A 24546-nucleotide genomic window follows, 5' to 3' on the forward strand; every position below is an offset into this window, starting at 1 on the left:
CGCTGGCGGCGGGAATAGGCAGCAGTGGCTGCCCGCGAAACGTCGTAAGATATTAATGGCGCTGTTGGTCTTAACATTATTTTTCTCACATCGTTAACGGCGGCAACTGCCTGTTAAATGGATAATATCTTGCTCAGTATCTTTAGATGCAAATGCATAAGGCAATTCGCACTGGTCGCTGCTGTTTTCACCCCAGCGAACATAGAGTGAACCTTCTTTGTCTTTGACTCGTGCATAGATCTGATTGCCCTGACCCACCATACCGACCAGCTCATTTTTGCCGTTATAGACATCGGCACCCAGTGGTAACCCGTCATCCCCCGTCGTTTGGGTCTGAATCAGCACCGCATAACCGGTCAGTGTTTCAAATTTCACTTTTACTGCGGCCCCAGCATACGGAACAACGCGGCCCTGATTCTCTTTTAGTTCAGTGTTGCGGTTAATGCCTTTGGTATCCAAACCAATGGTATTGTAATTATACGGTGTTAATGAAGGCACCAAGGCAAAACCGTTGCTATCAACTCTCGCCCCTTGTGCATTACGCACTGCTGCGCCCTGAGCACCGTCCGCCTCAATGATGCCAAACGTCTCGCCCAAATATGGCCCCAGTGTCAGGCCTTGGCTATGGATGACCGCGGCACCGCGCGCACCTGCACCATATTGGGTGTAGTTATTGCCGCGAGAATAGCTCCCATTAACCGTGGCATTAGGGAATTGCTGCTGCACATTCGCCCCCCAAGTATTTGAGCTGCCGCCGAAATTGCTATCGTCATAACCGGCATTGACGGAGTAGTTAAAGGTATTTCGTTCACCCGCCGTGCCTGAAAGTGCTGTCTGGTAACTGTTGCCGCTTTTTGGGTTACGGCTGGCTGACATCGATAAGTATTGATTTTTGCTGCCAATATTCAGTGGAATAGAGACAGTTAAGGTCGCGATATTCTCGGTATTACCGTAGCGTGTTGTCGTCGTCGTTGGATTGGTCTCGTCGGTATCCCAGTTATACAGTGTTGAGGTATAAACACTGCGCTGGCGGCTAATCGCCACGTTATAACTGATATCCCGATAGCTATTGGAATAGCCCAACTGTAACTGTGTATCGCGTTGCGTATCGTTATAATAATCATTGGTCGAAGCAGATGCATACAGTTGGCCAAAATGACCTAAATTCTGATTGACCGTGGTGGTAAATTGGCTGCGCTGTTGGTAGGTGGATGAATCCCAAGTCCCGCCATTTTTTTCTACTGAGCGCACACCGAAAACATCATTTAAATCGCGATAGCCTTTGGTGGAATAACGATATCCCGCCAATGAGAATGTAGTGCCGGTTTCACTGAAAGTTTGGCTATAAGTGGCCTGCATCCGCCAGCCATCCTGCGTTTTATCATCTTCAACTTTGGCGTGGGAATAGGTGGTGTTCAGACCAAAAGCGCCGACCGAGGTGCCGATAACACCGCCCACGAGCAGTGCCGTATAATCTTGCGCTAAGCGCACACCGGTATTCGCCGTTAACTGGTTGGTCAGCCCGCGCTCATAGGTAAAGTCGGTGAAATAATTATCGATATCGGTGAAATCGCGTGATTCCCCAATAACGGCATTATAACGGCTCACCCCAGGACGCATTGAGTCTGGCACGGCGCTAAATGGCACGGTAAATGTTGAGCGGCTACCATTGGCCTCAATTACCTCAACATTGAGATCACCCTGGCTGGTGGTGCTGTATAAATCGTTAATAACAAAGGGGCCGGGGGCGACGTTGGTCTCATATATTTCCTGCCCATTCTGGCGAATAACCACGCGGGCATTGGTACTGGCAACACCACGAACTTCTGGTGCAAAGCCGCGCATTGATTCTGGCCACATACGTTGGTCAGTTGCCATTTTCGCGCCACGAAATGACATGGTGCCGAATAATGAACTGTCGGTGAAGGTTTCGCCCAGCGTTAATTGACTATCCAATTGTGGGATAGGGCGCTGCAAATAGGTGCGGATATTATTCCATTGTGTGTCGCTGCTATTGGTATTGCTGGCATAGCGCACGTTTGATTGCTGGCGCAGTTGCCACAAGCCTAAGTTCAAGCCACCCTTGATGCCAATAAAGCCGTAATCAGAAGTATTACTTTGCTGACCTTGTGTCTCGCTACGATAAAAGTTGGTGCTGTAGTTGAGGAAGGCGAGTTTTTCACCCTCTTGCCACTCCGTCCGCTCGATATAGCCGCGAGGCTGCTTTTTCAATACCGCTTGTGGAATAGAGAGTTCCAGGCGCAATTTGGCCTGATCAAAGTGGAAGGAGGCCCCTCTGACTCGTTCAGATAGCGGCACGCATTGCCCTGTTGGGACATCAGTTGCGGTCTCGGCCGCGTTTTCAGACGCGGTGTCAGGAGGAGTTGAATCTGCCACGGCAGCTTGAGGATCTTTGGCAGTAACCCCCGCTTTAGGAGTTAATTCAATACCCGCGCCCATTAAAAACTCATCACTCAGGCAGGGGTAAACCTCTGAAGAGTCAGAATTTTTAACAAATCTAATGGTCATGCGCTTGTACTGCTTGTTATTGATCAGGACGTCTACAGCATCGTAATCCCCAGCCGTCGCAGAGTTCTCTTTATTCAGTTGATTCAATCCAGAGGCAAAATTGGTGCCTAAAAAGAGAGATTCATCAAACTCAAGATTCTGTGACTCTTCCTGCGCTAATACTGTATCAACATGTAGGATTAAACTGATGCATAATGTTAATGCTTTCTTCCGTCCGGAAAATCTCTTTTTTAGAATAATGCGTGCGAAACCCATAAATATTCCTTTACCGGAACATGACAATTAACTCCGATAAGTACCGGCATCTTGTCCACCGAAATCATTAACTACCCGAAAATTAATAACTGGATTAGCTGGGGCTGATGAATTTGGAATAACCCACTCAACTTGAGACATCGGTGGGATCATCTCTGATTTCATTTTAAGATTTTTACCACTCCCCACCACTTCACCGCTGGCAATAGTGGCAAAGAAACCGGTTGGATTCTTTCCGGTGACAACCACATTACTGCCTTGTTGACGGACACTAAACGTCAGTGCACTGGGAACCTGATCAGCCCGGCCGACAATGCCTTCAGGCCGATAAAATACTTTAATACGGTTACGTAGCAGGACTAACATTTTATTGTTTTTCTCTGCTTTATTGACGGGCGGCACCTGCAAAAAGTTAAGATAAAATACAGATTCTTTATTTGTTGGTAGGCCGCTGCCGGTATATTTCAGTCGTAATGTTTGGCCAGCGTTGGCTTCAATACGAAAGAAGGGAGGGGTGACAAGAAAGGGTGCTTTGCCCGTTTCAGGGGTGGATTTAGCATCCCCACTGTCTAACCAAACCTGAACAGCATTAGGAAAATTGTCATTATTGGTTAATTGTACTGTGTGCTCTTTTTCACCCGCCGAATATATAATACGGCTGCCGCCCATGACGACACTGGCGTTGGCAAAAGAGATACCCATAAACATTAATAAAGTGGCGAACAGATAACGAAAGCTGTAGCTATGTGTATTAAACATGATGGGTATATCCTCTGTAGAAATTTATCGGGTGGGTCACCCACCCGATAGTACAGATATTACAGGTAAGAAACCGCATATTGTACAGATGCAACTACAGTACCTGGTGCTGTTTGCCCAGTAGCAAAGTACTGAACTGCAAAATCATGTTCTGCTGAAGTTTTGCCTGCTTCCAATACGATACCATCTTGCGCCAAACCACTATTTAAATCGATACCAGTTGTTGTTGTCGCGTCTTTTAATAATTGAAGCTCAACATTCGCCGCTGTGCCGGTATTTTTTAAGTTACCAGAAGCAGACACTTGATTACCAACGAAAACAGTTTTGATATCAATATCTGCGGCATCGGCAGTACAACCAGAAACACCCAGAGTAAAGGTTGTTTTACCAGCTGTTTTACCTGAAGCATCCAGATCAGTGCTTGATACTGTCGGCAATAAAACCATTGGGTTAGCTTCAAGGCCATTTACGGTAACTGAACAAGTTTGTCCTGTGACTTCGCCTTGGAAAGTAATGGTATTATTGCTTGCTGCCATTGAAGCGGTGGTAGTTGCTGCGAATAATGCCATAGCCAAAGTAATTTTATTCATTTGAAACTCCAATGCGATAATTTAAAATAGGTCAGACTCTCATGGGTATCTAATTAATATTGAGAATTTAACTTAATAAAGATGAAGTGGTGAATGACTATATGGCGAATGTTATTCGATTATATTCGTCAGCTTTCCACAAGGGTTTTCATTTAAAGTGATTCAGTGGTTATTTATTCCCGCTGCATCCCTTACTTGATGACGACAATAATATAGAAGGTGGCTGTTATTGCACATAAGACAAGAGAACCAATTTATGTGGGAAAATTCCTACCTTTGGTATTTTGAAGGATTATTTTGGATAATTTCTTGCATTACAATCAGTTACAGATGATCGAATGAATTCATTAATAAGATCTTTCTTGTTGTTTTTATTGATAATGCTTGTTTATGGCTGTTTTGGCCCATAAATGTAGGCTATTTTTGATATTAATTCATCGAACGTTTTATATAGTTAAGTAAAGATTTTGTATAGAAATAGCTGGCGGGGAAATTATATGTAGGAATATTGTCATGTTATTAATTATAGGTTGCTATGTTAATAGCTATTTTGATGGTGGGTATTTGCGCCACCTATTAAGGAGGCGCACTGCTAACTTAGTTACGATATAGCACTTTAATAATGTGATAACCGAACTGAGTTTTTACCGGGCCATAAGGTTGTAGCAGTTCGCAGCTAAATACCGCTTTATCGAAAGCCGGGACCATATCCCCTTTATTGAACTCGCCCAGATCGCCGCCGTTACGTTTTGACGGGCAGTTGGAGAATTTTTTCGCCAACTCCTGGAAATCTGCACCGTTATTCAACTGTGCCAGAATATCGTTTGCCTGCTTTTCATCATCTACCAGAATGTGCAGCGCAGAAGCTTTGTTTGCCATAGTCACAATCACCACAATGTTATTTAAACGAAGGTTATCTTCATTAGGGTCTAGAAGCGCGCCAGTGTAGCCTATTTTTCTGGTGATGGGGCCACTGTGGCGCGGGTTTTACAATTCAAAAGCACAGGCGATTCTTTGTCGGCGGCGGCTTTCTGCTACAATCCTGTTCCCCTGATAACCCACAGAGCGACTCTGCACCCATGCGATTAAATCCCAGCCAACAACAAGCCGTCGAATTTGTCACTGGACCCTGCCTGGTGTTGGCCGGTGCGGGATCGGGTAAAACCCGCGTGATCACCAACAAGATAGCCCATCTGATTCGCCAGTGCGGTTATCAGCCAAAGCACATTGCCGCGGTGACGTTTACCAATAAAGCCGCGCGTGAGATGAAAGAGCGTGTGTCCCAGACGTTGGGGCGCAAAGAGTCCCGTGGTTTGATGATTGCCACCTTCCATACATTGGGACTGGAGATCATCAAAAAAGAGTATGTCGCGTTGGGGATGAAGTCTAACTTCTCGTTATTTGATGCGCAGGACCAGCTGGGTTTATTGAAAGATCTGACCCACAAGTGGTTGGAAGACGATAAAACGTTGCTGCAACAGCTGATATCCCAGATCTCCAACTGGAAAAATGATCTGCTCGATCCCGCTGCGGCGGCGGCACTGGCACGATCTGAGCGCGATAAGCTGTTCGTTCATTGTTATGGTTTATATGACGCCCATTTGAAAGCCTGTAATGTGCTGGACTTCGATGATCTTATCTCCCTGCCGACATTGCTGCTGCAAAATAATCCAGAAGTGCGAGAGCGTTGGCAAAACCGCCTGCGTTACCTGTTAGTCGATGAATACCAAGATACCAACACCAGCCAATATCATATGGTGAAATTGTTGGTGGGCAGTCGGGCGCGCTTTACGGTGGTGGGTGATGATGACCAATCGATCTATTCATGGCGTGGGGCGCGACCACAGAATCTGGTGCTGCTGAATGAAGATTTCCCACAGTTGCAGGTGATTAAGCTGGAGCAGAACTATCGCTCCTCGGGCCGGATTCTGAAAGCCGCGAATATTTTGATCGCCAATAACCCCCATGTTTTTGAAAAGAAGCTCTTTTCTGAGTTGGAATATGGCGACGAGTTAAAAGTCATTACCGCCAATAATGAAGATCACGAGGCCGAGCGCGTGGTCGGTGAGCTTATCGCCCATCACTTTGTTAAAAAGACGCAATACAGTGACTATGCCATTTTGTATCGCGGTAACCACCAGTCGCGGCTGTTTGAAAAGTTGCTGATGCAAAACCGTATCCCTTATCGTATCTCCGGTGGCGATTCGTTTTTCTCACGGCCAGAGATCAAAGATATGCTGGCGTACTTGCGAGTATTGACCAATCAGGATGATGACAGTGCATTTATGCGCATCGTTAATACACCAAAGCGCGAGATAGGATCAGCGACCATCCAGAAACTGGGTGAATGGGCCAATCTGCGTAATAAAAGCCTCTTTCGTGCCAGCTTCGATTTGGGATTGGGTGAGCATCTAAAAGGCCGGGGTCTGGAGTCATTGCAGCGGTTTACCCATTGGATGGAAGGCATTATTCGGTTAGTGGAACGCGAGCCGGTGGCGGCGGTGCGAGATCTGATCCACGGTGTTGATTACGAGAGCTGGCTGTTCGAAACCTCGCCTAGCCCGAAGGCTGCAGAGATGCGGATGAAGAACGTCAATCTACTCTTCAGTTGGATGACCGAAATGTTGGAAGGGTCTGAGCTGAATGAGCCAATGTCGCTGACGCAGGTTGTTACGCGCTTTACCCTGCGCGACATGATGGAGCGGGGGGAGAGTGACGGCGAGCTGGATCAAGTGCAGTTAATGACGCTGCATGCTTCCAAAGGGCTGGAGTTCCCTTACGTGTTCTTAGTCGGCATGGAAGAGGGGTTACTGCCGCATCAAAGTAGCATCGACGAAGATAATGTCGATGAAGAGCGGCGGTTGGCGTATGTGGGGATTACCCGCGCCCAGCGTGAGCTGTTCTTTACCTTGTGCAAAGAGCGGCGGCAGTATGGTGAGTTGATTCGCCCAGAACCCAGTCGTTTCCTGATGGAGTTACCGCAGGATGATTTGAAGTGGGACAATGAGCGCCAAGTGGTTAGCCCACAAGAGCGGATGCAAAAAGGCCAGAGTCATCTGGCCAATATTCGTGCTCAGTTAGCTAACGCCAAAAAACAGTAATGGGTGGTGTACTGCCCATTCGTAGCCTGATTATGGGGTGACCTGTTTGCCATCAACAGTGACGTTTCTCACGTCGCTGAAATGCCATGGCGTCTCGCCGCGCAGTTCCGTGAAGATCACCTTGTTAAACTCACTGTCTCGTAAGTCGCTGATGGCGGTTGGGGCGACCTGTTTTAACTGCACATTATTGACGTGCACTAACCGGTGCCAAGCTTGATTCGCCGTATCCCCTTTGATCTCAATTGATGCACTTTTGCCGGTGGTGTTATCCACTGTCACATTTTCTAACGTGAAATCATAGAATTGGGCAGGGATCTTGGCCGGTGGATAATCAATGTTGGCGTTGCTGTCGGCATAATCCAGTGTCATGACCATCACTTGTTTCGCCAGATCACGCATCGCGTTATTGCGGAAGGTAACTTGACGTGCACCGCCACCAATCGTGCTGGTGCTCTTGGCGCGCAGGCCGATGTCAGTCAGGTACATCACATTATTTTCAGCCAGAATATCTTCAATCCAGGCACCGGTATGGCTGCCGGTCACAATGGCACCGTGTCCCATCCGGAAGTAGTTGTTGAACAGCCATGCGCCTTTCATGGGCTCTTGTTGTTGCGCTTTTTCCCCAGTGCCGGCAGCAAAGTTGATGCAATCATCACCGGTATCAAAAAAGTTATTAAACACCATCACATTCTGGCTATTACCGAACTCAATACCATCCCCATTATTCGCATCATAGGTTTGATGGATTAAGCCGTTCGCCACCACATTGTGGTTTTCCAGATTCATAATGCCGTGGAAAGCGGGGTTACGGACGGTGAAACCCGCCAGATAAACATTCTCTACCCCACGCAGTGTCATCAGGCTGGAGCGGCGTTGACCGTAGGCATTTTTTAAATCCATGCCCTCGGCAACGGCCTTCTCAACCTGATTTTTCGCCAAAATGCCATCTTCTTGCACTTTACTGTTTTTGCTCGCCACGTATTGCGGCAGCGGGCGGCCTAACTCATCGGTAATTTCGGCGGTTTTGGCTCTTTGCCAGCCATTGCCGTCAATGATCCCCGATCCGGTAATGCGGATATTGCGGAAGGTGCCGGGCTGGCTGTGATTGGGGTCGATAGCATTGATCAGTGAGGCTGGGCGCTCAATCGTGGAGTAAGGGTAGAGGCGGTAACCGGCGGGATAGTCATCCGGGTTTTCTGAACCGAGCAGTGTTGCGCCCGCTTGCAGATTGAGGGTCATATCACTTTTCAGCCACAGCGCGCCACTTTTGTAAGTGCCGGAGGGGATCTCGACCCGACAACCCGGTTTGCAGCTATCAATGGCTTGCTGGATAGCCTTGGTATTCAATGCCTTGCCATCGCCGATGGCACCAAAGTCACGCACATTCACAATCTGTGGCTTAGCCGTGGTTTTTGCATTAATCGGGGTGCTGGCGGCAGATAACGAGCCATCGGCGTACTGGGCTTTGACCGTAAACTGATAGCGGGTGTTGGGTTTCAAGCCATCAACGGTGAAGTTCTGTAGCACAATTTTATGCTGGAAATCGTCTTTATCATTAGCATAGAAGTGGTCGATATAGGGCTTGGCGGGGGAGAATTTATCGTTGTTATCACTGGCTTTACCCAGCAATTTACCCGCAGAGTAAATTTGATAGTCGACAATCTTCCGGGTGTCTTCTGGGGCTTTCCATACCAGCACAATACTGCTCTCGTCATAAGCGAGAGTGGGGACTTGTAGCTGTTGAGGGGCGTCGTGGTGACTTGATTTAGCGGCCATTGCGAGAGGGGTGCAGACCATCAGACTGGACATTATCACCAACAGACTGGCGGTATATGGACGTTGAAACGTTAATCGCATTGTGATCCCTTATTAAAAAGAAACGCTGTTTTATAAAAATACACACAATGTTTCTTTTTTAAACTGAAGGCGATCACAATCTGATGGTTTTGTGGGGAGTCACTCAGAGGGTCGGGGGAGGAGAGAATGAGAGGGCGACCGGAGCCGCCCAACAGCAAAGAATTAGTTAAACTCTTCAAGGAAGAGGGGCCACTGGACATAGCTCTGCCAATGACTTTCTTGTTCCAAAGCTTCCGCTCGGTAAGGGTGCTGTTGCAGCCAGCCCTGAGGCAGCAGCACATAGAGTGTTTCACCTTTGGCCGACAATCTGACGGCTGGCAGTGTATCGTCCCGCCGACGGCTAGCAAAAATAATCGCCAGACGCAGCAAACGGCACAGGTGCTGCGCCATATCCACTGGCAAGGCATTTTGCTGATTTAACAGCGTCAGATCGAGGGTATCGCACTGATTTTGTAAGAGCGCAGAGAGCAGTAACTTTTGCGCGGGGGTAAAACCGGGGAGATCCAGATTGCGGATCAGGTAAGCCGCATGTTGGGGAGCGCGCTTAAAATCGACGCTGAGGCCAATTTCATGAATCAAACAGGTATTTTGTAATAACTCTCGACATCGGTTGTCGAGATGCCACTCTTTTGCGACCTGTAGCAAAAAGTTATCGGCCAGTTTGCTGACACGCTTGGCTTGCTCGGTATCGAGGATATAGCGGCGCTGCAAATTGCGGATAGTGCGACTGCGAATATCCTGCTCAACCGGTAAATGAAGCATGCCATAGACCAGCCCTTCGCGCAGTGCGCCGCCCGCCAGTGTCATACTCTCAATCGCCAACTCTTGGAATATCGCAATCAAGATAGACAAGCCACTGGGGAAAACCAGCGCCCGTTCCAGTGTTAAACCGGGAATTTCTAACTCTTCCAATTTGCCGCACTGAATGGCTCTTTGCTTGAGTTGCTGCAATTTGGGCAAGGTGATTAGCTCATCCATGCCTTGGGCGACCATGATCTCTTGCAGGGCCTGAACCGTACCCGAAGCCCCGACACAGATTTGCCAGCCGTGCTCACGAAAACGCGCCGCGACCGGTTTGATCATCTCATGTGCGGCCAGTTCAGCACGTTCAAAATTCTCTTTTGCCAGGTTGCGGTCGCCGAAATAGCGCTCTAGCCAAGTGACACAACCCATTGATAAACTAACTAAAATATTTGCCTGCGCGCCATTGCCAGTCACCAGTTCCGTACTGCCGCCGCCAATATCGACCACCAGACGCTGCTCTGGTCCACCGGTAGTATGCGCTACCCCGTGATAAATCAGCCGAGCTTCTTCTTCACCGCTGATGACCTGAATGGGGCAGCCGAGGATCTCGGTTGCAGTTTGCAGGAATTCCTCAGCGTTAGAGGCCAGACGCAGGGTAGCCGTAGCGACCACGCGGATCTGATCCCGAGGAATGTCCTGTAAACGCTCTGAAAAAAGCTTCAAGCATTGCCAACCGCGTTCCATCGCATCTTGTGATAAGTGGTTCTGGCTATCCAGACCTGCCGCCAGACGGACTTTCCGTTTGATTCGGGCCAGTGTCTGGATACTCCCTGCCACCTCACGTACCACCAACATATGAAAACTGTTGGAGCCAAGATCGATGGCAGCATAAAGTGAGGTGGAACTTAGCATCGTTTTATCAGCTCGGTCGCTTACGGTTATTATTCCGTGGTGCACCACTACGACGTGGGGCAGAGTTACGGCGTGGGCCATTCCCAGTACGGGTACGGGCCAGACGTTTTGGTGCTGGTAAATCGGTTAATAGCGCATTGCTATTATATTTGCTGACCGGAATGCTATGGCCGGTGTAAGTCTCGATAGCCGGTAAGTTTAGTGCGTACTCTTCACATGCCAGGCTGATGGAGTGACCACTTTCGCCAGCACGGCCGGTACGACCAATGCGGTGAACATAGTCTTCGCAATCGTCAGGCAGATCATAGTTGAAGACGTGGGTCACCAGTGGAATGTGCAGACCACGAGCGGCAACGTCAGTCGCAACCAGAATATCCAAATCACCTTTGGTGAAATCTTCCAGAATCCGCAGGCGTTTTTTCTGCGCGACATCACCGGTCAGTAAACCAACACGATGGCCGTCAGCCGCCAGATGGCCCCAGATCTCTTCGCAACGATGCTTGGTATTGGCAAAAATAATGCAGCGGTCTGGCCACTCTTCTTCAATCAACGTCTGAAGCAGACGCATTTTTTCTTCGTTTGAAGGGTAGAACAGCTCTTCCTGAATGCGGTGGCCGGTTTTTTGTAACGGTTCCACTTCAACATATTCTGCATTGTTCATCTGTTCGAAGGCCAATTCACGTACCCGGTACGAGAGGGTGGCAGAGAACAGCATGTTTAAACGTTTATCAACGGAAGGCATACGGCGGAACAGCCAGCGGATATCTTTGATAAAGCCTAAATCGTACATCCGATCGGCTTCATCTAAGACCACAACCTGAATCGCACCGAGGTTAATATAATTTTGTTTAGCGTAATCGATTAAACGGCCAGTCGTCCCGATCAGAATGTCAACGCCACTTTCCAGCACTTTAAGCTGTTTGTCGTAGCCATCACCACCATAAGCCAAGCCTAATTTCAGCCCGGTCATCTGGGAAAGTGACTCTGCATCGGAGTGGATTTGCACGGCTAATTCACGCGTTGGTGCCATAATCAAAGCGCGTGGTTGATTAGTCTGGCGACCCTCTTCAGCGGGGTTAGAAAGCAAATAATGGAAAGTAGACGCTAAGAAAGCTAGCGTCTTGCCGGTTCCTGTTTGCGCCTGACCCGCTACATCACGCCCAGAGAGGGTGAGTGGCAATGCTAACGCCTGGATCGGCGTGCAATACTCAAACCCTTTGTTTTCAAGGGCTTGAATAACTAGCGGGTGCAGGGCGAAGTCGGAAAACTTCTGTTCGGTCAAGTGTGTTTTGCTCATAGTGTGGTAGAATATCAGCTAACTATTGCTTTACGAAAGCGTATCCGGTGAAATAAAGTCATCCTATTGTTGGTTAATGCTACACCAACGAGGTAGACACAATCCTTTGGAGTAGAACATGAGCGATAAAATTATTCACCTGAGTGACGAAAGCTTCGACACTGACGTGCTGAAAGCCAGCGGCCTGGTTCTGGTCGATTTCTGGGCTGAATGGTGTGGTCCGTGCAAGATGATTGCTCCGATTTTGGATGAAATTGCTGAAGAGTACGAAGGCAGACTGACCATCACTAAACTGAATATTGATGACAATCAGGGCACGGCACCTAAGTATGGTATCCGTGGTATCCCGACATTGTTATTGTTCCGTGACGGTGAAGTGGTCGCCACCAAGGTGGGTGCATTGTCTAAAGGCCAGTTAAAAGCATTCTTGGATGCCAATCTGTAATTAGCCGCCGATAACCCAAGTTATTGGCGTTGCAGCACGGCAGCAAACGAACAAAGCCCGATGAGCTGACTCAGGTCAGTGATTCGGGTGAGTCAGTGCCGCTAACGTCGCTGTGGCGTCAAGGACGTAGGGGAGTTTAGTGGCGGTTGTGATTTCTCACACTGACCGCTAGACGCCTGCAAAGAAGCGTGTTAAGTTTACTCCACTGCGCATAAAACATTCCTGTGTACAGAGTCCAGGTTTGTAGCATCTAGCTTATTCTTTAGTATCTAATAAATAGTCTGTAGCATCTAAAAAGTTTAAATCTAACGTTTTACTCTATGTCGAAATAATGTGTGTTGAGAATAATTATGAACTCAATCAGTTTTTTGACAGTCTAACGGTTTTACAAAATCAGTCGAAGGCACCTTCAATCTTTTTACCGTTGTGTCGCGCAAATCTCGCGTAAGTGATGACTTACGTAGTTTGCCTAAGGCCGGTGATTGAATGTCCCATTAAACAGGCACGGATGACGCTGCCATACCATTCACGACCATAGTTCGAGACATACCCCGAGTTTAAGAACCCACCATTATGAATCTTACCGAATTAAAGAACACGCCGGTTTCTGATCTGATAACACTTGGCGAAAATATGGGGCTGGAAAACCTGGCCCGGATGCGTAAACAAGATATTATTTTCTCTATTCTTAAGCAGCACGCGAAAAGTGGAGAAGATATCTTCGGTGACGGTGTATTGGAGATATTGCAGGATGGATTTGGTTTCCTCCGCTCTGCTGACAGCTCCTACCTCGCCGGTCCTGACGACATCTATGTATCCCCAAGCCAAATTCGCCGTTTCAACCTCCGTACTGGTGATACCGTTGCCGGTAAGATTCGTCCGCCTAAAGAAGGTGAGCGTTATTTTGCATTGTTGAAAGTTAACGAAGTTAACTATGACAAACCGGAGAACGCCCGTAATAAAATCCTGTTCGAAAACTTAACCCCATTACATGCCAACTCTCGTCTGCGCATGGAACGTGGTAATGGTTCGACAGAAGATTTAACTGCCCGTGTCCTGGATTTGGCATCGCCAATCGGTCGCGGTCAACGTGGTCTGATTGTGGCACCGCCTAAAGCGGGTAAAACCATGCTGTTGCAGAACATCGCAACCAGCATCGCTTACAACCACCCTGATTGCGTATTGATGGTCTTGCTGATTGATGAGCGTCCGGAAGAAGTGACCGAGATGCAACGTCTGGTTAAAGGCGAAGTGATTGCTTCTACCTTTGATGAACCTGCATCCCGTCACGTTCAAGTTGCTGAAATGGTCATTGAAAAAGCAAAACGTCTGGTTGAGCACAAAAAAGACGTTATCATTTTGCTGGACTCCATTACCCGTTTAGCCCGTGCCTATAACACCGTGGTACCTGCCTCAGGCAAAGTACTGACCGGTGGTGTGGATGCGAATGCCTTACATCGTCCAAAACGTTTCTTTGGTGCTGCACGTAATGTTGAAGAGGGCGGAAGCCTGACTATCATTGCTACCGCGTTGGTTGATACCGGTTCTAAAATGGATGAAGTTATCTATGAAGAATTTAAAGGTACCGGCAACATGGAATTGCACCTGTCCCGCAAAATTGCGGAAAAACGTGTCTTCCCAGCCATTGATTTCAACCGCTCAGGGACACGTAAAGAAGAGCTGTTGACAACCACTGAAGAGCTGCAAAAAATGTGGATCTTGCGCCGTATCCTTCATCCAATGGGTGAAATCGATGCGATGGAGTTCCTCATCAGCAAGCTGGCAACAGCAAAAACAAACGATCAGTTCTTCGATAATATGAGACGTTCGTAAGTTTCTCGGAATTAGTTAAAACGCCACGCTCAGTCGTGGCGTTTTTTGCTTTTGGAATATAGGATACTCGGGTTTGCTATTCATTCAGCGGATTACAAGATCGAACTAACGGTTATTTTGATATTTATTCTCACTGGCAGCGAGAAAATACCAAAAATAGAGTTGGGAATAACAAGCAAGACTGTCATCATATTCAGAAATAACTGAAAGCGTGGCTAAGGCATGGTTTGCGCCAACCTACATGCTAAGCTGTTGTATCTATTTGCAGAGAGCGGTTAAACGTGAACTTACTCACTATGAGTACTGAAATATTTGTTATCTTCCTGTTTTCTCTGGCATTTTTATTTGTTGCTCGCAAAGTTGCCAAGAGAATTGGATTAGTCGATAAACCTAATTATCGTAAACGCCACCAAGGATTGATCCCATTAGTGGGTGGCATATCTGTGTTTGCGGGTATTTGCTTTACTTTTCTGGTTACCAATCAGCAGATCCCCCATTTCCGTTTATATCTTGGCTGCGCCGGATTATTGGTATTTGTCGGTGCGTTAGATGATCGTTTTGATATCAGCGTAAAAATCCGAGCCTTTGTTCAAGCACTGGTCGGCATCGCCATGATGGCGATCGGGGGGCTTTATTTGCGCAGCCTAGGGCATACTTTTGGCCCATGGGAAATGGTATTAGGGCCTTTCGGTTATGTCGTGACGCTGTTCGCGGTATGGGCGGCAATCAATGCCTTCAATATGGTGGATGGTATTGATGGTTTGCTCGGCGGCCTCTCCTGCGTCTCTTTCGGCGCGATGGGTATTTTGCTCTATCAAAGCGGGCAGATGGCATTGGCACTATGGTGTTTCGCCATGATTGCCGCGATCCTGCCGTATATCTTGCTTAACCTCGGGTTGTTAGGGCGTCGCTATAAAGTCTTTATGGGCGATGCTGGTAGCACCTTGATTGGTTTCACGGCGATTTGGATGCTGCTGCAAACCACTCAAGGGAATTCACACCCGATTAATCCGGTTACCGCATTATGGATTATCGCCATACCATTGATGGATATGATCGCCATCATGTATCGGCGCTTACGTAAAGGGATGAGCCCTTTCTCCCCAGACCGTCAGCATATCCACCACTTAATTATGCGTGCGGGTTTTACCTCACGGCAGGCTTTTGTCTTAATCACTCTGGCTGCGGCGCTGTTAGCGGCGGTAGGTGTTATTGGCGAACGACTAACATTTATCCCTGAATGGGTCATGTTGGCATTATTCTTGCTTGCATTTCTGTTGTACGACTACTGCATCAAACGGGCATGGCGAGTGGCGCGTTTTATCAAGCGTATGAAACGCCGGATGCGTCGTGCATCGCAAAATAAGCATGAATCTTAATCAGAGGCTTTTAGGCAGTGATGAAATCAGAATCTATGTCGTCGGATAAAACAGGATCTACCCATAATGAGCCTACTGTGGATAACGAATTAGATCTCCGTAGCCTGTGCCGCACGCTTTGGCGTGGCAAGGTGTGGATTATCGGTATGGCCATTCTTTTCGCTGCACTGGCGGTAGGGGTGTCCTATCTGGTGAAGCAACAGTGGAGCGCAACGGCCATTACTGACCGACCAACAGTCAATAATCTGGGTGGCTTTTATTCTCAGCAGCAATTTTTGCGTAATCTGGATACCCGGATTAATAGCGGTGTTGCCAGTGAGCAGCCGGGAATTTCTGACGAGGCCTACAGCGAGTTTATTACCCAGTTAGCGGCCTACGACACCCGTCGTGAGTTCTGGCTACAAAGTGATTACTACAAGCAACGGTTGGAAGGTGATGCCAAAGCAGACGCGGCATTACTGGATGAGCTGGTGAATAACATTGTTTTCACTCCGCGTGATGACAAAAAAATACTGAACGACAGCATTAAGCTGACGGCAGAAACGGCGACAGATTCCAACAAATTACTTCGCAGTTACATTGATTTTGCCAGCCAACGTGCGGCCAGCCATTTGAATGACGAGATTGAGGGGGCATGGGCTGCTCGTACTCAATCAATGAAAGCACAAGTCAAACGGCAGGAAGCGGTGGCACAAGCGGTATTTGATCGTGAAGTGACTGCGGTGAAACAAGCATTGAAAGTCGCGAGCCAGCAAGGGATTAACCGTAATCAAACGGATACCCCGGCTGAGCAGTTGCCAGACTCCAAAATGTTTATGTTAGGCAAGCCAATGCTTGAAGCTCGTCTAGAGACATTGCAGGCTACCGGCCCAAGTTTTGATATCGATTACGATCAAAACCGCGCCATGCTGGCAACCTTGAATGTGGGTCCGACACTGGATAAAACATTCCAAACTTACCGCTACTTGCGTACACCGGAAGATCCAGTGACTCGCGATAGTCCACGTCGTGTATTCCTACTGATTATGTGGGGCGCGATTGGGGCATTGGTCGGCGCAGGTGTGGTATTGGTTCGTCGCACCAGCACACAGCCGTAATTGGCCGTGTGGTTTAGATCTTAATAAATTGGCGTTGCAGCCAGACAAAAAAAGTCATGCTGCGACGTCAGGTAAGAAGCGTATAAATCGCTAATGGGCGCATCGTGCGTCCAACTTGCAGGCGTTGTCTGCGGCTAACTGACCTTAAAGAGATTCACTGTGAAAGTGTTGACTGTTTTTGGCACCCGGCCTGAAGCCATTAAAATGGCTCCTCTGGTGCATGCTTTGGCTCAGGATGAAGCCTTTGAATCGCGAGTTTGCGTGACGGCTCAGCATCGTGAGATGTTGGACCAAGTGCTGCGTTTATTCGAGATTCAGCCGGACTATGATTTGAATATCATGAAACCGGGACAGGACTTGACGGAAATAACCTGCCGTATTCTGGAGGGGTTAAAGCCGGTGCTGGCTGAGTTTAAGCCAGACGTGATCTTAGTTCATGGTGATACCACCACGACACTGTCGACCAGTCTCGCTGCGTTTTATCACCGCATTCCTGTCGGCCATGTCGAAGCGGGTTTGCGCACCGGGAATCTCTACTCCCCGTGGCCAGAAGAGGCCAACCGTCAACTGACGGGCCACCTTGCTATGTACCATTTTGCGCCGACGGAGAATTCTCGGCAAAACCTGTTACGTGAAATGGTGCCAGATAGCCGCATTTTCGTGACCGGTAATACGGTGATCGACGCGCTGTTTTGGGTCCGTGATCGGGTGATGAACAACCCGGAACTGCGGGCTAGCTTGGCGCAACGTTACCCGTTCCTCGATACCAGTAAAAAGATGATTCTGGTCACTGGCCATCGCCGCGAGAGTTTTGGTGGTGGTTTTGAGCGGATTTGCAGCGCCTTAGCGGAAATTGCGCGTAAACACCCTGAAGTGCAGGTGGTTTATCCGGTGCATCTCAACCCTAACGTCAGTGAGCCGGTCAACCGCATCCTGAAAGGGATTGATAATATCATTCTGATCGACCCGCAAGATTACCTACCATTCGTTTACCTGATGAATCACGCCTACCTGATCTTGACGGATTCCGGTGGTATTCAGGAAGAGGCCCCTTCATTAGGTAAGCCGGTCTTGGTTATGCGGGATACCACCGAGCGTCCGGAAGCTGTCGATTCAGGTACGGTTCTGCTGGTGGGCACTAATATTAATAAGATAGTCGATGCAGTGACCCGCTTGCTGACTGATGAATCTGCCTATCATCAGATGACTCGGGCACATAATCCTTACGGTGACGGGCACGCCTGTCAACGCATCCTTGAAGCTTTAAAGAATCATCAGGTGACGCTATGAGTTTTGAAACTATTTCTGTTATCGGTCTTGGGTATATTGGTCTGCCAACGGCGGCTGCGTTTGCCTCGCGCAAGAAGAAAGTGATTGGTGTCGATGTCAACGCCCATGCTGTTGAAACCATTAATCGCGGCGCGATCCATATTGTCGAACCCGATTTAGACAAAGTGGTGAAAATTGCGGTTGAAGGGGGCTACCTTCAGGCGGTGACCAAGCCACTGGCCGCAGATGCGTTTCTTATTGCCGTGCCGACACCTTTTAAAGGCGATCATGATCCCGATATGGTTTATGTTGAGTCCGCCGCTAAATCTATCGCACCGGTACTGAAAAAGGGCGACTTGGTCATTCTGGAGTCCACCTCGCCAGTGGGTGCCACTGAACAAATGGCACAATGGCTGGCTGAAGCCCGCCCAGACTTGAGCTTCCCACAGAATGCGGGTGAAGATGCTGACGTGAACATCTCTTACTGCCCTGAGCGCGTGTTGCCGGGTCAGGTGATGGTTGAGCTGATTCAGAACGACCGTGTGATTGGGGGTATGACGCCAAAATGTTCTGCTCGCGCCAGTGAACTGTATAAAATCTTTTTGGAAGGCGAATGTGTGGTGACCAACTCCCGCACCGCTGAGATGTGTAAGCTGACTGAAAACAGCTTCCGCGACGTTAACATCGCTTTCGCTAATGAGCTGTCACTGATTTGTGACGCGCAGGGCATCAATGTGTGGGAACTGATTCGTCTGGCGAATCGTCATCCACGCGTGAATATCCTGCAACCCGGCCCGGGTGTTGGCGGTCACTGTATCGCGGTTGACCCATGGTTTATCGTTTCCCAGAATCCAGAGTTGGCTCGCCTGATTCACACCGCACGTCTGGTGAATGATGGCAAACCGCTGTGGGTGGTTGACCGCGTGAAAGCGGCAGTGGCCGATTGTCTGGCCGCAACGGACAAACGCGCGTCTGAAGTGAAAATTGCCTGCTTTGGCTTAGCCTTTAAGCCAAACATTGACGATCTGCGCGAAAGCCCAGCCGTTGAAATCGCTCATTTGATCGCTGAATGGCACTCCGGCGAAACATTGGTGGTTGAACCCAATGTAGAGCAACTGCCAAAATCACTGGCAGGCCACGTGACCCTGAAAGATACCGCAACAGCATTACAGCAGGCTGATGTGCTGGTGATGTTGGTCGATCACAGCCAGTTCAAGGCCATCAAACCTGAAGATGTGAAACAAGCGTGGATTGTGGACACCAAAGGAGTATGGCGTTGAGACGTATTCTAGTCACAGGTGGGGCCGGTTTTATCGGCTCTGCGGTGGTAAGACATATTATCGATGGCACTCCAGATAGCGTGGTGGTGGTGGATAAACTCACCTACGCCGGTAATCTGGAGTCACTGGCGGTGGTTGCAAAAAACGAGCGCTATGCATTTGAGCAGGTCGATATTTGTGATCGCGCTGAGTTAGACCGCGTTTTTGCACAATATCAGCCGGATGTGGTGATGCATCTGGCAGCGGAAAGTCACGTTGACCGCTCAATTGATGGGCCAGCGGCCTTTATCGAAACTAACGTGGTGGGCACTTACACCATGTTAGAGGCGGCGCGTCACTACTGGCAGCAACTCAGTGCTGAGGCCAAACTGGCGTTTCGCTTCCACCACATCTCAACCGATGAAGTGTATGGCGATCTGCATGGCACCGAGGATCTGTTTACCGAAACGACCCCTTATGCGCCTAGCAGCCCCTATTCGGCCTCTAAAGCATCCAGCGACCATTTAGTCCGCGCCTGGTTACGAACCTATGGCTTACCGACCCTGGTGACCAACTGTTCAAATAACTACGGTCCGTATCATTTCCCTGAGAAATTGATCCCGCTGGTGATTTTGAATGCCTTGGCGGGCAAACCGCTGCCGGTGTATGGCAATGGCGCACAAGTCCGTGATTGGTTGTACGTCGAAGACCACGCGCGAGCGCTGTATCAAGTGGTGACCGAAGGTGTGGTGGGTGAAACCTACAATATTGGCGGTCATAACGAGCGCAAAAATATTGAAGTGGTTGAAACTATCTGTACGCTGCTGGACGAACTGGTGCCAGAAAAACCTGCGGGTATTACTCAATACCATGACTTGATTACCTACGTCAAAGACCGGCCGGGTCACGATATGCGCTATGCCATTGATGCGGGAAAAATTGAGCGTGAGCTAGGCTGGCGGCCACAGGAGACCTTCGAAAGTGGCATCCGCAAAACCGTACTGTGGTATTTGAATAACGAATCTTGGTGGCGTCGTGTTCAGGATGGTTCTTACGCCGGTGAGCGTCTAGGCCTGGAAAGCTGACGGGTATCTCGTTGCGTGACTGACGATAGGTTCGGAGTCTATCAATCATTGGGATGACGTCATTCAGTAAGTTGCATGATGTTTTTGCCGATGTATAACATCTGCCTGATGGTTTCAGGAGATTGTATGTTTCAGGAGATCGAATGAAAGGCATAATTCTCGCTGGTGGCTCTGGCACCCGATTGCACCCCATCACCCGTGGCGTCTCTAAGCAACTGCTTCCCGTTTATGACAAGCCGATGATCTACTATCCGCTGTCAGTGCTGATGCTGGCTGGGATCCGTGATGTCCTGATCATCTCGACGCCAGAAGATCTGCCATCTTTCCAGCGCTTGCTGGGTAATGGCGACGAGTTCGGTATTAATCTGAGTTATGCCGCACAACCTAGCCCCGATGGGCTGGCGCAGGCCTTTATTATCGGCGAAGAGTTTATCGGTAATGAACCATGCTGCTTAGTGCTGGGCGATAATATCTACTTCGGTCAAGGCTTTAGCCCGAAACTGAAAGCCGTGGCGGCCCGTGAGCACGGGGCGACAGTGTTTGGCTATCAGGTCATGGACCCAGAACGTTTTGGTGTGGTGGAGTTTGATGACAACTTCCGCGCCTTATCTATCGAAGAGAAGCCGAGCCAGCCGAAATCCAATTGGGCGGTGACTGGGCTCTATTTCTATGACAATCAGGTGGTTGACTTCGCTAAGCAGGTTAAGCCCTCTTCCCGTGGTGAGTTGGAAATTACCAGCATCAACCAGATGTATCTGGAACGCGGTGAGCTCACCGTTGAACTGTTAGGCCGTGGTTTCGCTTGGTTGGATACCGGCACCCATGACAGCTTGATTGAAGCCAGCACCTTTGTGCAAACCGTTGAAAAACGGCAAGGTTTCAAAATCGCCTGTCTGGAAGAGATCTCCTGGCGCAATGGTTGGCTGGATGATGACGGCGTAAGACGCGCAGCCACCGCGCTAGCCAAAACCGGTTACGGCAAATATTTGTTGGATCTGTTACATGCCCGTCCACGCCAGTATTGAGCCTTTGGCCTGGGAAAGTGAATTTTTCCAGCGCCGCAGTGCAAAACTGATTTTCTCCGACTCAGCCCCGCAACTTAATCCGGCTGAGTTGGATGCTTATACCCTTACCCAAGCCAAAGTGCCTACCCATCGCCTTGATCTCATTGATTCCCTTGGTCAACTCGGCTTCAAATTAGTTGAAGGGGAAGTCGATCTGTCACTGGCCGTCGATATCAACACCGGGATTGGCACGGAAAATGCTATACCTGAGGCAGATGACAAATCTAGGGTCGCCACTGCTGCGGATATTCCGCTCTTGCGCAGTGTCGCTGCTAGCACCTTCGCATTAAGCCGTTTTCGCGCACCTTGGTATGACCCACAAGACAGCGGGCGATTTTATGCGTTGTGGGCTGAAAAGGCGGTATTGGGCACCTTCGATCATCAATGCTTATTGGTGATGAATTCGTTGGGGCAGCCTGCGGGTTTTGTGACGTTACGGGATCTGCAAGATGGCAGCGCACGTATCGGCCTGTTAGGGGTATTCCCTGATTCGCAGGGTAAAGGTATAGGTACATCATTAATGTTGGCGGCCAAGCAGTGGTGCCATCGTCACGGGTTACCACGGTTACGGGTGGCCACGCAGATGAGCAATATTGCTGCTTTGCGTCTTTATATTCGCAGTGGTGCGTCGATTGAGAGCACCGCGTATTGGTTATGCAGGGGATAAAATGATTCCATTTAACGCTCCACCGGTAGTGGGTACTGAACTGGGTTATATGCAGGCCGCGATGGCCAGTGGGAAATTATGTGGTGATGGTGGATTTACCCACCGCTGTCAGCAGTGGATGGAGCAGCATTTCGCTTGCCCGAAAGTCTTACTGACACCTTCTTGCACCGCCTCGCTGGAGATGGCGGCATTATTGCTGGATATCAAGCCTGGCGATGAGATCATCATGCCAAGCTTCACTTTCGTTTCGACGGCCAATGCCTTTGTGCTCCGTGGCGCGAAAATGGTGTTTGTTGATATCCGTCCAGACACCATGAATATCGATGAAACCAAGATTGAAGCGGCGATCACCGATAAAACCAAAGTGATCGTGCCGGTCCACTACGCGGGTGTTGCCTGCGAGATGGATACCATTATGGCGCTGGCGAAAAAATATAATCTGTTTGTGGTCGAAGATGCCGCTCAAGGTGTGATGTCCACCTACAAAGGCAAAGCACTGGGCACTATTGGTCATATTGGCTGCTTTAGCTTCCATGAGACCAAGAACTACACCGCAGGCGGTGAAGGCGGCGCGACGCTGATCAATGACCCGTCACTGATTGACCGCGCGGAAATCATCCGCGAAAAAGGCACCAACCGCAGCCAGTTCTTCCGTGGTCAGGTTGACAAATATACTTGGCGTGATATTGGCTCCAGCTATTTGATGTCTGATTTACAGGCCGCTTACCTGTGGGGCCAGTTGGAAGCTGCGCAACAAATTAACGAACGCCGTCTGGCGCTGTGGCATACCTATTACAATGCCTTCAAGCCGCTGGCTGATGCTGGGCGCATTGATTTACCGGTGATTCCAGCCGATTTAGAACAAAATGCGCACATGTTTTACCTCAAACTGCGCGACATCGACGATCGCTCTAAATTTATCAGCTTCCTAAAAGAAGCTGAGATCATGGCGGTCTTCCACTACATTCCACTGCACGCTTGTCCGGCGGGTGAAGAGTTTGGCCGCATGGCGGGTGAAGATCGCTTTACCACCCAAGAGAGTGAGCGTCTGGTTCGCCTGCCCATCTTCTATAACCTGACTGATATCAATCAGAAAACGGTCATTGATACTGTTCTGAGTTACTTCGCCTGATATGTCTCTGGCAAAAGCATCGATTTGGACTGCTGGCTCTACGCTGATTAAGATCGGCGTAGGGCTGTTAGTGGTGAAACTGCTGGCGGTGACCTTTGGCCCCAGCGGTGTTGGGCAGGCGGGGAATTTCCGCCAGCTAATTACGGTATTAGGCGTGCTCTCTGGCGCGGGTATCTTTAACGGAATTACCAAATATGTTGCTGAATATCATCAGCAACCTGAACGTCTGCGCGCGGTTCTAGGTACCTCATCCGCCATTGTGCTGGGGTTCTCGACACTGCTGGCACTGATTTTCCTGCTGGCGGCGAAACCCGTCAGTATAGCGTTATTTGGTCATGGTGATTTCCAGAATGTGGTGCGCGCGGTAGCGCTTATCCAGATGGGGATTGCCTACGCTAACCTGTTCTTGGCGATCCTCAAAGGCTATCGCGATGCGATGGGCAATGCGTTAGCGGTGATCGGCGGCAGCCTGATTGGGGTGGTGGCTTACTATATCTGCTTCCGCATTGGCGGGTATCCCGGCGCATTAGTGGGCTTGGCATTGGTCCCTGCGCTGGTGGTGATCCCTGCGGCAGCCATGCTGATTCGCCGTAAAACCATTCCGCTGAGCTATCTCAAACTGAACTGGGATAAAGCCATCGCCAGCCATTTAGGCAAATTTACTATCATGGCGCTGATTACCTCAGTGACCTTGCCGGTAGCCTACGTGATGATGCGAAACTTGCTGGCTGACCAATATGGCTGGGATGCGGTGGGGATCTGGCAAGGGGTGAGCAGTATTTCCGATGCTTATCTACAATTTATTACGGCGTCATTTACCGTCTATTTGCTGCCAACACTGTCGCGACTCAAAGCGAAAGCAGATATTTCCCGCGAAATTCTGCGCTCACTGAAATTTGTCTTACCGGCAGTGGCGACCGCCAGTCTGATGGTCTGGCTGTTACGTGACTTTGCTATCTGGCTGCTGTTCTCACATCAGTTCACGGCGATGCGTGATCTCTTCGCTTGGCAGCTGGTGGGTGATGTGTTGAAAGTGGGGTCGTACGTGTTCGGCTATCTGGTTATTGCCAAAGCCTCGCTGCGCTTTTACATTTTGACGGAAGTGAGCCAGTTCTTACTGTTGACCGGGTTTGCCCATTGGTTAATCCCAATGAATGGCTCGTTGGGCGCGGCACAAGCCTATATGGCGACTTATATTGTCTATTTTGCGCTCTGTAGCTGCGTATTCATTATGTATCGTAGACATTCATCACCGTAAACACTCTTTACAGC

Annotated in this window: 19 protein-coding genes; 12 read left to right on the plus strand and 7 right to left on the minus strand. The window is 49.2% G+C overall.

What is annotated here, in order from left to right; all coding sequences use genetic code 11:
* Positions 1 to 93: 93 nt before the first annotated feature.
* The 4 genes from ACZ76_RS10010 to ppiC form a co-directional block, all read right to left on the minus strand.
* Entirely contained in the window at positions 94 to 2784 is a 2691-nt protein-coding gene (locus ACZ76_RS10010) for a fimbria/pilus outer membrane usher protein (RefSeq protein WP_048618814.1), read from the minus strand.
* Between the two features lie 27 nt (positions 2785 to 2811).
* Positions 2812 to 3543, minus strand: coding sequence for a fimbrial biogenesis chaperone (locus tag ACZ76_RS10015; RefSeq protein ID WP_048618815.1), 732 nt, complete (start codon positions 3541 to 3543; stop codon positions 2812 to 2814).
* Between the two features lie 59 nt (positions 3544 to 3602).
* Positions 3603 to 4133, minus strand: coding sequence for a fimbrial protein (locus tag ACZ76_RS10020; RefSeq protein WP_048618816.1), 531 nt, complete (start codon positions 4131 to 4133; stop codon positions 3603 to 3605).
* Positions 4134 to 4730: 597 nt separating this feature from the next.
* Positions 4731 to 5012 carry a peptidylprolyl isomerase PpiC gene (gene ppiC / locus ACZ76_RS10025; protein WP_005275718.1) on the minus strand — a complete coding sequence of 94 codons (282 nt, stop codon included), beginning with the start codon at positions 5010 to 5012 and terminating at the stop codon, positions 4731 to 4733.
* 200 nt (positions 5013 to 5212) lie between these two features.
* Here ppiC and rep point away from each other — a divergent pair, with 200 nt between their 5' ends.
* Entirely contained in the window at positions 5213 to 7234 is a 2022-nt protein-coding gene (gene rep, locus ACZ76_RS10030; RefSeq protein WP_048618817.1) for a DNA helicase Rep, read from the plus strand.
* 30 nt (positions 7235 to 7264) lie between these two features.
* On the opposite strand, the gene ACZ76_RS10035 is transcribed toward rep, so the two are convergent.
* The 3 genes from ACZ76_RS10035 to rhlB form a co-directional block, all read right to left on the minus strand.
* Positions 7265 to 9091, minus strand: coding sequence for a glycosyl hydrolase family 28 protein (locus tag ACZ76_RS10035; RefSeq protein ID WP_048618818.1), 1827 nt, complete (start codon positions 9089 to 9091; stop codon positions 7265 to 7267).
* A gap of 162 nt (positions 9092 to 9253) precedes the next feature.
* Positions 9254 to 10747, minus strand: a complete 1494-nt coding sequence (gene ppx / locus ACZ76_RS10040; protein ID WP_048618819.1) for an exopolyphosphatase — start codon at positions 10745 to 10747, stop codon at positions 9254 to 9256.
* A gap of 7 nt (positions 10748 to 10754) precedes the next feature.
* Positions 10755 to 12044, minus strand: coding sequence for an ATP-dependent RNA helicase RhlB (gene rhlB / locus ACZ76_RS10045; RefSeq protein WP_048618820.1), 1290 nt, complete (start codon positions 12042 to 12044; stop codon positions 10755 to 10757).
* Between the two features lie 118 nt (positions 12045 to 12162).
* Between rhlB and trxA the strand changes: the two genes are divergently transcribed.
* From trxA to wzxE, 11 genes are all read left to right on the plus strand, one after another.
* Positions 12163 to 12489: a thioredoxin TrxA gene (gene trxA / locus ACZ76_RS10050; RefSeq protein ID WP_004877077.1), complete on the plus strand. Its 327-nt coding sequence runs from the start codon at positions 12163 to 12165 to the stop codon at positions 12487 to 12489.
* A 573-nt stretch (positions 12490 to 13062) separates the two neighbouring features.
* Complete coding sequence (gene rho / locus ACZ76_RS10055; RefSeq protein ID WP_004704159.1) at positions 13063 to 14322, plus strand: transcription termination factor Rho; 1260 nt, start codon at positions 13063 to 13065, stop codon at positions 14320 to 14322.
* A gap of 281 nt (positions 14323 to 14603) precedes the next feature.
* Positions 14604 to 15701: a UDP-N-acetylglucosamine--undecaprenyl-phosphate N-acetylglucosaminephosphotransferase gene (gene wecA, locus ACZ76_RS10060; RefSeq protein WP_072081099.1), complete on the plus strand. Its 1098-nt coding sequence runs from the start codon at positions 14604 to 14606 to the stop codon at positions 15699 to 15701.
* Between the two features lie 20 nt (positions 15702 to 15721).
* Positions 15722 to 16798 carry an ECA polysaccharide chain length modulation protein gene (gene wzzE, locus ACZ76_RS10065; RefSeq protein WP_071840494.1) on the plus strand — a complete coding sequence of 359 codons (1077 nt, stop codon included), beginning with the start codon at positions 15722 to 15724 and terminating at the stop codon, positions 16796 to 16798.
* Between the two features lie 159 nt (positions 16799 to 16957).
* Complete coding sequence (gene wecB / locus ACZ76_RS10070) at positions 16958 to 18088, plus strand: non-hydrolyzing UDP-N-acetylglucosamine 2-epimerase (protein WP_048618823.1); 1131 nt, start codon at positions 16958 to 16960, stop codon at positions 18086 to 18088.
* Positions 18085 to 19347: a UDP-N-acetyl-D-mannosamine dehydrogenase gene (gene wecC, locus ACZ76_RS10075; RefSeq protein WP_048618824.1), complete on the plus strand. Its 1263-nt coding sequence runs from the start codon at positions 18085 to 18087 to the stop codon at positions 19345 to 19347. Before wecB ends, wecC begins: the two co-directional genes overlap by 4 nt.
* Positions 19338 to 20411 (plus strand): dTDP-glucose 4,6-dehydratase, encoded by a 1074-nt coding sequence (gene rffG / locus ACZ76_RS10080; RefSeq protein ID WP_172684444.1) that lies wholly within the window; start codon positions 19338 to 19340, stop codon positions 20409 to 20411. The genes wecC and rffG overlap by 10 nt, the downstream gene beginning before the upstream one ends.
* Before the next feature lie 143 nt (positions 20412 to 20554).
* Entirely contained in the window at positions 20555 to 21436 is an 882-nt protein-coding gene (gene rfbA / locus ACZ76_RS10085) for a glucose-1-phosphate thymidylyltransferase RfbA (RefSeq protein WP_005275694.1), read from the plus strand.
* Positions 21414 to 22142: a dTDP-4-amino-4,6-dideoxy-D-galactose acyltransferase gene (gene rffC, locus ACZ76_RS10090; protein WP_048618825.1), complete on the plus strand. Its 729-nt coding sequence runs from the start codon at positions 21414 to 21416 to the stop codon at positions 22140 to 22142. The genes rfbA and rffC overlap by 23 nt, the downstream gene beginning before the upstream one ends.
* A 1-nt stretch (position 22143) precedes the next feature.
* Positions 22144 to 23274 (plus strand): dTDP-4-amino-4,6-dideoxygalactose transaminase, encoded by a 1131-nt coding sequence (gene rffA, locus ACZ76_RS10095; protein WP_048618826.1) that lies wholly within the window; start codon positions 22144 to 22146, stop codon positions 23272 to 23274.
* A gap of 1 nt (position 23275) precedes the next feature.
* Positions 23276 to 24532 carry a lipid III flippase WzxE gene (wzxE, locus tag ACZ76_RS10100; protein ID WP_048618827.1) on the plus strand — a complete coding sequence of 419 codons (1257 nt, stop codon included), beginning with the start codon at positions 23276 to 23278 and terminating at the stop codon, positions 24530 to 24532.
* The last annotated feature ends 14 nt before the right edge of the window (positions 24533 to 24546 follow it).

This window comes from Yersinia aleksiciae, assembly GCF_001047675.1.
GTDB lineage: Bacteria > Pseudomonadota > Gammaproteobacteria > Enterobacterales > Enterobacteriaceae > Yersinia > Yersinia aleksiciae.